The following is a 12,959-nucleotide window of genomic DNA, read 5'->3' on the forward strand; positions in this document are numbered from 1 at the left end:
TTATTTTTATTTTCTATGCCTTTCGGCGTTCAGACAATAATAAATTCATTGATTGTTCTTTTCAGCTTCTCAATCATTTCTATAACAGTAGTGTCTTTATCTGAATATTCTTGTGTCTCGGTACAATGCTTCCGTTTCATAATTCCCAAAATTTTGTTACCCATATCTGCTGCTTCTTGAGGTGTAATTAGATCCCACATCAATTGATCAAGCAAATGAACATAAAGCGAGACACTTACCACCAAATTGCTGTCTCCAGATATATGGAACAATCTATCAGAAAAATCTGCTCTGCTCAAAACATCCGAATTTTTACGAAATTCTTGCCACAAAGACTCTTCTGTAATTCCAAAACGATCAACACGCTTTAATATATTGTGTTGTTGTTGAGGAGAAAGACCCGTCTGCAGCTTCAGTGCTTCTTTCACAGCACTCTTTACAGACTTACCAATAAGTTCCCCCAATTTACTGTGTTTTCCTGCATTGGTTAAACAGATATCTGATTCCGCATTACAGACTACAATAGTACTATCCGTTCCAGAACCGGTGGCCAGTCCCATAGAATATCGGCTGGGAGCCATAAGTTCTTGAATCGCTGCTGTCTTTGCTTCTGTACAGGTGACTACAGTTCGGGTTAATCCGCCCTTGCTCATATCAGTATTAATAAACAGCATAATATTAATCGTACCCAATTTTATTTCTTTTGCCTGTCCATTTACCTCATACCAGCTTGCCGGATCTCCAACACGTCCTCCATTTACTTCTATACCTCCAGTTACAACAGCTGTTACAATTAAATCTCCAAACTGTTCTGTTTTAATTGAGACGTTTTCCATACTGGCAGCAGTAGACATACCCGCTACAGAAGTTTTATCAAGGCCAATTTCCTCTGCAATTAAAGCCATATGTTCTTCATAAGTAGGTGCCTTGAGCTTACATGCCATACCTGCACCAGGATTTCCATCATTATTAAATACTGCTGTCAAATTCTCTTGATAACCGCCATTTAGAGGGCATGTGCTTAAAACACGTCTTTTTCCGGTAAAAGGCACTACAATGCACTTACTGTATCTGTGAACTGGATCTCCTGTTGGTAAAGTGTAAATTTTCATCATTTAAATCCTCCGTTTCTTTTCAAAGCATTTAGTTGCTGTTTCAATGCATCTTCATGCTCTTGATTATCGTTTGTAATTAATTCAAATGTTAAAAATTGAGGTGATATTTCTTGAATGAGATCCGAAACCCCGTCTGCAGTAAAAGGTTTATGATAGTCAATTTTAAAAATATGAGGATATATTTGCATTAAACGATCTTTATAATTCAAAGCTAATTGCGGAGGATGAGCAATAATATCTTTTACATATTTTCCGGATATACTTTGATTTAAATGTACACCTTTTATATATCTGCATAACTCTCCGTTTCTTTGCAACACTGTACGTATGTATTGAAGAGCTTCCTCTTGTGTATCTATATCATTGTTTGTGTGAATCAAGTGACCCGTATCCAGCATAATCCCTTTTCTCTCGTAATGAATCCTATCCAAAAAGGACTGTGTGACTTCTGGATTTGTCAGAGTTAATCCACTCCACCACAAATTTTCTGCTAAAAAATAAAATTGATATGGCTTATCTTTTAGCAAACAATTGATGATTTCTGCTGCTGCAAAACATACTTGCTCATCTGTATAACGAAAGCGATATGTTACACATTCTTCTAAAGTGGACTCTGAAACGTGAAACACTACATATTTAACGTTCAGGCGATGTGCTATTTCCAGTTCTTGTTCCCATCTTTTCAGTAGATCTGTTTGTTCATACCCTCCATAGTATTCTCTCCAAATTTTTTCTTCCCCATATTCTCTATTGAGTGCTTTTCTATTTCCTATCCAAAAATCCAGCCAACTTGGGAAAAAACTCAAATGAATCCCAATTATATCAGAACATGTGATTTTTTCCGAAATACTCTGATTACCACATAGCATCAGCTCTATTCCATCAATTCCTTTATCAGCATAAAAATGCTTTAATGCATTTCGATCATTAAATCGATTCATGTCCATAAAAGTATTTGTTATATTAATTGTTGTTAGCATTTATTTCCCTTTCTGCCAGTTCAAAGGATGTTTTCAATAGCATACAGTCTAAGCTATTATTATTTCGGATTTTTCTGGAAGGACATCCTTTGGGACAGTAAGTTTCAAATCTGCAGGTAAAGCATTCATTATATGGTACAGTATCAAGAGAAATAAAACTATCTCTTCTAAAACCATTCACATTGCCCATATAAAACTCATCTTTAAGTAATGAACCACAAGGATATAATTTACCATCTGGTAAAACGACAGCGGAACGTCCACAGGAAGCATAACAGTAAGACTTGTTGTTAAAATGTTCACGTAATCTCCTTTTAGCTGTTTCCACTTCTCTGATTTGAATTTTACGTCCAAAGAGGCGATCAAGCTCTAAGCTTCTCTCGTGCATTTTAATGAGTCCATTTTTCAGCTGATCTGGGCGAGGAGATAATATTTCTTTGCTATTCTTACCGCGTCCTGCATAACGGAGAAGATCTAAACCAATTCCTCCAACGTTACCCAGATAGAATACAAAATCTACAAGTTTTGGCAGTGCCTCCACATTGAGATTTGTAACAACAGTATTTACTCCTACTGTTATCCCTTGCATACCCATCATTCGGATTCCATTTACTACCTGTGTTGTTTTGCCTCTCAACAAATTATTGATTTCCGGAGTTCCATCCAAACTTATTCCTGTAGCAACAGAATATTTTTTTAGTTTGCTGATAATAGTTTCATCTAATAATGTACCATTTGTCTGTAACTGGAAAACGGCGTCTATATTCTTGATTTTCACATACTGGCATATTTGTTCTATCAAAGAAAAGTTTAGCAGTGGCTCTCCTCCAGCAAATTGAATCTTTATTGGAACATCACAAAAACAATCTATTATTCTTTTAGCAGTATCAAATGTCATGTCACAAACAGCTTCATTTTCACTTGCATAACAATATTTGCATTGAAGGTTGCATTTACCCGTCAGCCATAAAACTAAAAGATATCTATTATTCATTGTCCGATAATATTTTGTCAATAGTGCCTGCATCCAAAACACCGTTATCAAACGGATTTTTTCGCATTCTATGTGGTAAAACCAATACAGCGGCCTGCTTCAGGTCTTCTTCACTTACCTGCGTTCTTCCATGAAAAGCGGCAATCGTCATGGCGGTTTTAATCATGGTAATATCTGCACGATGGCCATCCACATCCAAAGCAATAGACAAAGTTGCCGCCATCATCAGAATTTTGTTATCGTAGGTTACAGATTTTAATATATTTTGTGCTTCCACGATTTTATCGGAAAGTTCTTTTTGCTTTTTCTCATATTTTTGTGCAAATTCTTCTGGATTTTCTTCAAATTCTAATCTCCGTCGTACAACTTCTGCCCGTTGTTCCCGATTGTTTTCTCCTGCCACATCTACAACCAAGCCAAATCTATCCAGCAACTGTGGACGTAAATCCCCCTCTTCTGGATTCATCGTGCCAACAAGAGTAAATCGTGCAGGATGGCTATATGAAATTCCTTCTCTTTCAATAGTATTAACTCCCATTGCTGCAGAATCCAAAAGGACATCCACTACATGATCATCCAACAGATTTACTTCATCTACATATAAAATATTTCTATTTGCTTGAGCCAGAATACCACATTCAAATTTTTTCTCACCATGCTTAATGGCATATTCGATATCCAAGGTACCTACAACTCTATCCTCTGTTGCACTTACAGGTAAATCTGTAACTTTCATTTTACTTTCATAAATTTCAAAAGGTTGTCCATTGGCGATCTTAGCCTCACAGTCTGGACAAAATTCTGACCCATAGGGATTGCATCCAAATTTACATCCTTTTACTTTTTGTATAGTGGGCATTAAATCTGCTAACGCACGAACAGCTGTAGATTTCGCTGTTCCTTTTTCTCCTCGAATCAATACCCCGCCCAACAAGGGATTAATAACATTTAATATTAATGCTGTCTTCATTTGTTCCTGACCAACTATAGCAGTAAATGGATATGTTATTCTGTCTTTTATCATGATGGTAATACTCCTTTTTAATGATCGATTTCTATTTGCAATAAATACTACATAGCCTTTGTAGCTGTATGAACCGCTGATATTATTGTGCCTGCATGCAAATCTGAAATCTTATACACTTCTGCATTTATTTCTTTTGCAAGCTTTTCAGCTAATCGAAGCTTAATAAAATCTTGTTCCACATCAATAATAATTGTTTTAATATGATCTGCTGCCAAAGCGCGTCCTTCTTCCACAGCATCTCCAAATGGATCTGAACTTCGACCATATGTTGCACGACCATCTGACACTAGCACCACCACAGGAAGTAGATCCTTTTCTTTTTTCATAGCCGCTTTTATTAAATAACGTGCAGATTCTATTCCTGCATAAAGGGGAGTTTTTCCTCCTGTTGATAAAGTTTCTAATTTTTTTGCAGCCAAATCAACACTTCTTGTCATACCCAAAACCAAATCGGCTTTATTCTTCCGAAATGTAATCAAAGCTACTTTGTCTCTTTTTTGATAGGCATCACTCAGTAAAGATAAAATTGCACCCTTCACAGCAGACATACGTTTGCCAACTCCCATAGAACCAGAAGCATCTACTACAAAAACAATAAAATTACCTGTACGCTTTTCCCGAACCTTAATTCGAATATCACTGGCGTTAATGGAAAAAGCCAACCCATTTTTATTTCGATTCTTCTGGTATGGTGCTGCTGCTCTTAATGTTGCATCAAATGCAATATCCGAATTTTTTATGTTGCTGACAGCACTTTTTACGTATCGTCCTTGCAAAGAGTCTGTTTTTACCAGACTACGTCTGCCGCTGCCTTTTCGAACCAAAATTTTTCGTTTATCATCCAGCCATCGACCGACATCAAACTGCTCACCTATTGCTTCTATCTTTTCTGAACTATCGAGATTATTGTTGGCAGACGAAAAATCTTCTGAACTCTTTGGATTTTCTGGAACATCTGTTTTAGAGTCATTCAATGTTTCAGAAAAATCAGAATCTCCCTGAGATGAAAAAGTTTTTTCTAAATTATTTGCTGAATTATTTTCGTTAGAAGGAGTCGATTGCTTTTCGGGTTCAGTCTGAGGTTTCTCTACTTCCTGCTGAACAGAACAATCTCTCATTCGATGCGGTAATGCGTATTTTGCAGCTTCAGTAATTGATTCTTTATTCACTGCAGAAGATCCGTTCATTGCACAAATTGCTTTTGCTGTTTCAATAATAGCAATTTCTCCACGATTGCCTTGACAATTCGCATTCTGTGCTAATTGTGCAGCAAGAGACAATGCATAATCGGAAACTTCAATCAAAGGAAGCCTTTCTTGTGCTTTTTTGATGAGAGATGCTAATTTCATTTCTTCCTGTTCATACTCGTCTATAAATTCGGTAACATTTTTCTCAAAAGCAATGCGTCGACGTATAATTTCACAACGAATAAGTGCACTCTCTTCTCCTTTTGCTTCCACAAATAAACCAAAACGATCCAGTAATTGCGGACGTAAACCACTTTCTTCCGGATTCATGCTACCTATTAAAATAAACTCACAAGGATATCTGTCTGATATTCCTTCCCTTTCCACACAACAGCTTTTTTCACTGGATGCTTCTAATAATGCTTTTGTTATGTTGTCACTTAGTAAGTTAATTTCATCAACATATAAAATATTTTTATTGGCATAATATAGAATTCCTCTATCTAATTGTTTTGTTCCATTTTTGACTGCATTTTCAAAATCAATAGCTCCTATCAACCGGTCTTCTGTGATATTTAGTGGTAACTCAATCACTTTTTTTCCACTTATATGCTCTGCTCCCCGAATCAATGTGGATTTGGCGGTTCCTTTTTCACCACTAACTAATACTCCTCCAATACGGGGATTTATAAAGTTCCATATCAACGCATTTTTTATTCGTTCTTGTCCCAGTACCGCAGTAAAAGGGAAGACTTTTCTCTTCATTCTTTTATTTCATCTCCATCAACAAATCAAACAATTCTGTTATACAGGAAATCGAGTGAATCTGACCTGCAACTTCCCCATAATATCTTTCACATTCTTGAATACTCCTCATAGAAAAGACCTTTTTCCCAATATGAACAGCTTCTTTTATGAGATCAATATTTTTTTGGTTTCCCAGTCCAACAGGAAATGCACTGTCTACTACATACGATGATGCCATCATCAGTTGTTTTGCCTGAAAAATAGATTCTTCACTGATTACCTCAAATGGTTTTTCTGAAATGATTTGGGAGCAAATACTTTTTGCTATAGGATAATCCGCATCATTTTGATGAATAACACCAGATGTTATACCAAAACCTTTCCTGGATAAAGCTCTATAAAGATTTGTTCCAGTGGCTCCTCCCCCTGTTACAAAAACATCGTTACTGGATAACCCTTTTAGTTCAACTGAACCATACAATTCGTTATACTCTGCTCCTTTAATCTCATAAAGTTCCTTAATAACACCATCATAAATTATGTCTTCTGGAATACCTTGTGCTAGTACTCTACCATTATTTACCAAACAAACGATTTGACATCCTTTTAATGCTAAATCAATATCATGTAAAGAAAGTATGCAAGTAATTCCGCGTTCATTGGACAGTTTCTGTAATACTTTGATTACCTCAACCTTATGTTTAATATCAAGATGACTGGTTGGTTCATCCAAAATAATCAATTCTGGCTCCTGTACTAATGCTCTAGCAATCATTACTTTTTGTTTTTCCCCGTCACTTAATTGCTCATAAAAGCGTTCTTTTAAAAAAGAAGCCCCAACTATTTCCAATGACTCATCTATAATCTTTTTATCCTCATCAGAAAGGCGACCTAAAAAGTTTGTATATGGCGTCCGACCCATAGAAATTAACTCATAAACTGTCGTAAGAGATGGAGCAACAGAATCAGTTAAAACCAAAGAAATTTTTTGAGCAATCTCTTTTGTTTTCATTTTTTTAATCTCAATTCCCTCTACCCGTACTGCACCTTTTACTGGAGCAAGTAATCCAGAAAGAGTTCTCAAAATTGTAGATTTTCCTGCGCCATTTGGCCCTAAAAGACAAATAACTTGCCCTTTCATTGCATCTATATTGACATCTGAAATAACCGCATTTTTACCATACCCTACATCTAGATTTTGGGCTTGAATAATACACTCCATTTATACATTCCCCTTTCTGTTATGTACTAACAGATAGACCACGATTGGTGCACCAATAATAGACGTCATTGCTCCCAGAGGAAGTTCCGTTGGGGATAACACCAATCTTGCCCCCATATCACATACTCCAGCCATTACAGCACCCAAAATACATGACGCCGGAATAATAATTCGATTATCCGAAGTTTTGAATAAACTTCGTGTAATATGAGGAACAGCAAGTCCCACAAATGAGATAGAACCAGCAAAAGCAGTAACTACAGCCGTCAGAACGCTAGAGACCAATACCATTAAAAAGCGAAATGGGCGAATTGAAATTCCCATAGATTGTGCATATTTTTCTCCTAATAACATTGCATTGAGCGGTTTGCTCATTAAAAAAGCCAAAAAAAGAAAAGGAGTTGAAATTATATACAGAATTTTAACATGATCCCATGTAAATCCTGAAAAACTTCCCATTGTCCAAATAGAAAAAGCTGCTATTTTTTCATGGTCTGCCAACACAGTCAATACACTGGTAGCTGCACTACACACATACCCCATCATCATTCCAATAATCAGAAGTGTCGTAATACTTTTAACTTTCTGAGAAGCAAAAATAACTACTATCATTACTAACATGGCCCCAATAAATGCACCAGTAAACAATCCAAGCGAGCTCATTGTTCCCATACCAAAAGTATATCCGCCCAAAATAACAATACCGAGAAAAAGAGTGGATCCAGAAGAAATTCCCAGAATATACGGTTCTACAATAGGATTGCTAAAAAACACTTGAAGAAGGATTCCCGATGTTGCCAGACAAGCACCTCCCGCTAATGCTGCCAATGTCCTTGGTAAACGTATATTTGCAATAATAGAATAATGCGAACGTTCTACAGAAGCAGGATCAACAACACATCTAACTATTTCCGAAAGTGTAATTTCAACAGATCCAAGCATAATATTTAAGAAAAATACAATCACAAGCGATATTAATCCAACCAAAAAAAGTATAGCCCATCTAGAAATATTTTTTTCTCTCATATTAATACCTCTTCTCCCTTTTTCTACCATATAGTAGTAAAAAAAACACCGTTTGGTGTTACCAAACGGTGTTTTTATATTGTGTTCCAAGGATAAAAAATTTCTTCCTTTTCACATTTCTACACTGTCACTTAGTTTCCAGAATTCCGTAGATTCTAAGCAATACTCGTTGGTAACGAGTGAACCCTAGGCAAGTATTCCGACTGATAGCTGCTGAATACCAGCATATACGCGCCTTCCCAGATAATCCAGTGGCTGATATTTCTATCTTGCGTATAGTTTAGCTAAACACGGCAACGGCCTTGTTCAGGATTTACACCTGATTCCTTTTATGTGCTATGCACACCTATAGTCCTGTTTACGATATTTATTTTTTTCAGTATATCACTCCATATTAAAAATGTCCATACCTGATATTTGATTTTTCTATCGTTTTATTTTTGATTTCTTCTCTCATAGAAAGCAAAATTATAAAAGCGCATATATAAAAACCCACTTTAAGTTTTTCTTTAGCCTCAAAAACAGGTTAAAGTAAATGTTATCCTCTACTTGAGGAACAACTTTCTTGTTTTACAGTAGGGATTGTTCTAACACCGAAGCAGAAATACAAAATATGAAATACCCAAACACATCCCAGCACAACACATCCGATAAAAATGCCTTTTCTTCCCATCATAAAAAATCCAATGCTCATCAAGAATGTTACCATCAGCATAATACGGATTTTTGTTCTCCATGTCATTCCTCTGCCGGCAATGTAGTCCTCCAGATTGTTCTTATACAGTCTGGTTCCTTTGAACCATTGGTCCAATCGATCGGAGCTTCTGGCAAAACAGAAAGCCGCAAGCATCAAAAATGGAAACGCCGGCAATATCGGCATAACCGCTCCTACCGCCCCCAAAACAACACCGATACACCCTAAAACAACATACAATGCCTTTTTTATTTTCATAATGTTTTCTCCATTCGTTTCTTTTCTTTTACAGATTCAATAATATGGCGAATAGCAACAGTTGGATGATAAAATAACATCCGAGGACCGGAAAAGCGCATCACTTCCCGTATTTTTTCCCTCATTTGCGGTTTATAACAGTGTACCTTGCAGTTGGAGCAAAAGGTTTTTTCTTCCATAAATGGGCAATGATCAACCCGTTGTTCTGCATACTCGTTCAGCTTTGCACAATCCAGGCACAGAGACTTCCCGCCATGTTTTTTTCGACAGTACAGCGCAATCATAAAAGAAACCAGTTCCTTTTCTCTATTACGTTTGTCTGTTATATTCATCAGCTCATCCTCCCATGCTCAACCGAGTAAAATTCATCTACAATGCCCATAGTAGAACTACGATGGGAGACCAGCATAACCGTTTTTCCTTTTCGTTCCCGATGAAGAGATTGGAGAATTACTGCTTCGTTGAGACTATCCAGATTAGAGGTTGGTTCATCCAACAGCAAGAATGGTGCATTGTGAAGAAAGGCTCTTGCAAGCCCCAATCTTTGGCGCTCACCTCCTGAAAGTGTGTCACCCAGTTCCCCAATATTGGTCTCGTATCCCTGCGGAAGACTCATAATAAAGTCATGGATAGAAGCCTTTTTACAAGCTGCAATAATCTCATCTTCACTTGCATCCAGTTTTGCGATCCGAAGATTATTTCGGATGCTGTCATGAAACAGGTATGTTTCCTGCGTTACAAAACTCTCCATATTCCGCAGATTTGTCGTGTTGATTTCATCTATCTTCTTTCCCGAAATGCTGACTGTTCCCTGCTGTACCTGCCAGAATCTCATAAACAGTTTTAACAGGGTGGATTTTCCAGAGCCACTGCGTCCCGTGATACCAATGATTTTATTCTCAGGAATCACTATGGATACATCTTTCAAAACTGTTTCCTGCTGATAGGAAAAGGTGAGCTTATCTGCCATTGCACCATGAAATTCCACCTCTGTTTTACCGCTCACTTCCTCAACTACCGGACTTTCTTCCAGAAGATCCAACACTCTGTTTCCTGCTGCAAAGGTGTTTTGCAGTGTGGAGCCAAGTGCTGCCAGTGCAACACAGGGTCCAAAGGAACTCATCAAAGCCAGTGTACAGATCAGTGTTTCTGGAAAATCACACAAAACAGCAGATAAAAACAACATTCCAAAGTCAAACAACAGGATAACTAAATTTGTAACAGCAGTATTTTTCCCTGCTCTACGTTTCATTCTCTCATCATCTTTGGAAAGCGCATCTGTCATCGCATTCATTTGCGCCATACGCTGCTCTCCCTGTCCATACTGTAATATTTCAGAAAGTCCACGCAGAGAATCCAGTACAAAACCGGACAGTTTTCCCGATCTGGAGCGAAAGTTTATCCCATCATCTCCGGAAAGCCGTGATGTTATCATTGGAATTACAACTCCCACCACAAAATATGCCGCTGCTGCCCACATACCCAGCATGATATTGTAGCTTCCGATAAACGTTGTCATCATACCAGAAAACAAGATAGCGATACAGATAGGAGAAACCGTATGGGCATAGAAGACCTCCAGAAGTTCAATATCAGAAGTGATGAGACTGATTAAATCCCCCTTATCTTTTCCCTCCAGTTTTGCCGGACAAAGACGGCGCAGGGACAAAAACACCTTATCCCGAATCAGAGCCAGCAACTTAAAAGCAATAAAGTGATTGCACGCCTGTTCTGCATAGCGCAGGAAACCTCGTACAAACGCTAAAACAAGTACTGCCACAAAAATCACACCTAATCCCGAAGGGATTTGGGGATACAGAACTTCCAGTACTGCAAACCCTCCCAGTACAGTGATCCAACTTGCAGCCAGATGTCCCATTAATCCCATACTGATTGCCAGAAACATATATCCGGTCAAGGGTTTCACCAAACCAATCAGACGAGACATCACCTGAAATCCATTTCGTTTCATCTGTTGCATCCTCCCCTAGTATAATTTTCCAATTCCTGCTGAGCATTCCACAGTCTGGAATAATATCCCTCCTGCATAAGCAGTGTTTTATGGGTTCCACTTTCCTCCAAATAACCATTTCTCAACACATAGATTTTATCCGCTTTCACGACATTAGCCAACCTATGAGAAATCAAAATCACTGTTTTGTTCTTTGACAGTTGATAAATTTGCTCCATTATATCGTTTTCACTCTCCACGTCTATGTTGGAGGTTGCCTCATCGAAAATATAAACCGAACTGTCATGCAGTAAAGCTCGTGCAAGTGCCAGTCGCTGACACTGACCTCCGGAAAAATTGGACGCTGTTTCCTTCAATTCAGTATCCAGACCATTTTCCTGCCTAAGGAAATCCGCCAACCTAACCTGCTCAAGTACTTTCCACAGTTGTCCATCATCAGCATCTGGTTTTGCCATCAACAGATTATCCCGTACAGTACCTTTAAACAAATAACTCTGGTGACTAATATAAGTAAAGTGCTTCAGCAGACTTTGTTCCGAAATCTCGCTCAGTGGTATTCCTCCAACTGTCAGTGTTCCTCTATATCCCTTGTTCCGTCCCATTAAGATAGAGGCTACTGTCGATTTTCCGCTGCCACTTTCCCCTACAATAGCAGTAAAACTTCCCTGTGGAAAATCCATCGTAATATCTTGTAGAATTTCCCGATCTGCTTCGTAGGAAAAACCCAGATCAGACATTTTGATAGAAGAGTCTGTCGGAACAAGACTTGCCTTTTGGGTAACTTCGGGAAGATCCAATAACCGGAATATCTTATCCGATGCTGCCATACCATTCATCGCAATATGAAAAAAGCTTCCCAACATTCGCATAGGGAGAAAGAAGTCCGCCGCCAGCAAAATAATCATCAGACATCCTGCAAGTTCAATGGCTCCAGAACAAAATTGGTTGACTGCAAGAATAACACCCAATGCTGCTCCCCCATAGGCGATCAGATCCATCACCGTGATGGAGTTTAGCTGCATAGAAAGAACTTTCATCGTTATTTTACGAAAATGCTCTGATTGTTCATTCATTTCCTGATGTTTAAATTCATCAGACTGATAAATCTTCGTTGTGGTCAGTCCCTGCAAATTTTCCAGAAATGTATCGCCTAAAGCAGTATACTCTCCCCAGTATTTTGCAAGCAGTTTTTTAGCCCAACGCTGTACTGCTATGATTGTAACCGGAATCAGGGGAACACAGACAAGAAGAATGATTGCCGCCGGCATACTAATGGTACTCATAACAACAAACAGTGTCAGCGGAGCTACCATTGCATAGAAGAGCTGTGGCAGATATGCTCCGAAATAGGTCTCTAGCTGATCCACTCCCTCTACTGCAATCTGTACAACCTCGCTGGTCTGCACCTGCTCCCGATAAGAATTGCCTAGGCGTAGAAGTTTCCGATAAATCTTTTCTCGCAATGTCCGTTTCACAGATTTAGCACTTAGGTATCCCATCCTGCTGGAAAAAAGAGTACACACAAAACGTACTGCCAAGGATAAAATAATCAGAAAAATATGAAACAAAACGTCCTGTTTTCTCAAAGTATTTTCATACAAACATTGAAGAAAATGCGCCATCGTCCCCATCATAATAATATTGGCAGCTAGTGAGATCCACTGCGCTACAACATTTCCGGCAATATATTTTCTGCTCTCTCCAACAGCATCAATCAAGCGCCTATTTATCATCATA

General features: G+C 38.2%; 11 protein-coding genes and 1 riboswitch. All 11 genes read right to left on the minus strand.

The features are described 5' to 3' along the window. Window positions 1-29 precede the first annotated feature (29 nt). The gene (locus BQ5375_RS10950) at window positions 30-1,115 is read right to left on the minus strand and encodes an adenosylcobinamide amidohydrolase (protein WP_076917927.1); all 1,086 of its coding nucleotides are present in this window, start codon (window positions 1,113-1,115) and stop codon (window positions 30-32) included. Further along, window positions 1,112-2,095 (minus strand): TIM barrel protein, encoded by a 984-nt coding sequence (locus tag BQ5375_RS10955; RefSeq protein ID WP_022132500.1) that lies wholly within the window; start codon window positions 2,093-2,095, stop codon window positions 1,112-1,114. Before BQ5375_RS10955 ends, BQ5375_RS10950 begins: the two co-directional genes overlap by 4 nt. Then, entirely contained in the window at window positions 2,079-3,110 is a 1,032-nt protein-coding gene (locus BQ5375_RS10960; protein WP_159438037.1) for a radical SAM/SPASM domain-containing protein, read from the minus strand. The genes BQ5375_RS10955 and BQ5375_RS10960 overlap by 17 nt, the downstream gene beginning before the upstream one ends. After that, a complete protein-coding gene (locus BQ5375_RS10965; protein WP_022132502.1) occupies window positions 3,082-4,113 on the minus strand; it encodes a magnesium chelatase ATPase subunit I in 1,032 nt (343 codons plus the stop codon). The genes BQ5375_RS10960 and BQ5375_RS10965 overlap by 29 nt, the downstream gene beginning before the upstream one ends. 47 nt (window positions 4,114-4,160) lie before the next feature. Beyond that, complete coding sequence (locus tag BQ5375_RS10970) at window positions 4,161-6,068, minus strand: VWA domain-containing protein (RefSeq protein ID WP_022132503.1); 1,908 nt, start codon at window positions 6,066-6,068, stop codon at window positions 4,161-4,163. Window positions 6,069-6,072: 4 nt separating this feature from the next. Then, window positions 6,073-7,272: an ABC transporter ATP-binding protein gene (locus tag BQ5375_RS10975; protein ID WP_022132504.1), complete on the minus strand. Its 1,200-nt coding sequence runs from the start codon at window positions 7,270-7,272 to the stop codon at window positions 6,073-6,075. After that, entirely contained in the window at window positions 7,273-8,298 is a 1,026-nt protein-coding gene (locus tag BQ5375_RS10980; RefSeq protein ID WP_022132505.1) for a FecCD family ABC transporter permease, read from the minus strand. Between the two features lie 172 nt (window positions 8,299-8,470). Further along, a riboswitch (cobalamin riboswitch) is annotated at window positions 8,471-8,663 on the minus strand. Between the two features lie 173 nt (window positions 8,664-8,836). Next, window positions 8,837-9,250, minus strand: coding sequence for a YbaN family protein (locus tag BQ5375_RS10985; RefSeq protein ID WP_022132506.1), 414 nt, complete (start codon window positions 9,248-9,250; stop codon window positions 8,837-8,839). Next, the gene (locus tag BQ5375_RS10990) at window positions 9,247-9,582 is read right to left on the minus strand and encodes a nitrous oxide-stimulated promoter family protein (protein WP_022132507.1); all 336 of its coding nucleotides are present in this window, start codon (window positions 9,580-9,582) and stop codon (window positions 9,247-9,249) included. The genes BQ5375_RS10985 and BQ5375_RS10990 overlap by 4 nt, the downstream gene beginning before the upstream one ends. Next, on the minus strand, window positions 9,582-11,222 hold the full coding sequence (locus tag BQ5375_RS10995; RefSeq protein WP_022132508.1) for an amino acid ABC transporter ATP-binding/permease protein: 1,641 nt from the start codon (window positions 11,220-11,222) through the stop codon (window positions 9,582-9,584). The genes BQ5375_RS10990 and BQ5375_RS10995 overlap by 1 nt, the downstream gene beginning before the upstream one ends. Next, on the minus strand, window positions 11,219-12,958 hold the full coding sequence (locus BQ5375_RS11000; RefSeq protein ID WP_022132509.1) for an ABC transporter ATP-binding protein/permease: 1,740 nt from the start codon (window positions 12,956-12,958) through the stop codon (window positions 11,219-11,221). The genes BQ5375_RS10995 and BQ5375_RS11000 overlap by 4 nt, the downstream gene beginning before the upstream one ends. Window position 12,959: the final 1 nt, after the last annotated feature.

This window comes from Negativibacillus massiliensis, from assembly GCF_900148495.1.
Taxonomy (GTDB): Bacteria; Bacillota; Clostridia; order Oscillospirales; family Ruminococcaceae; genus Negativibacillus; species Negativibacillus massiliensis.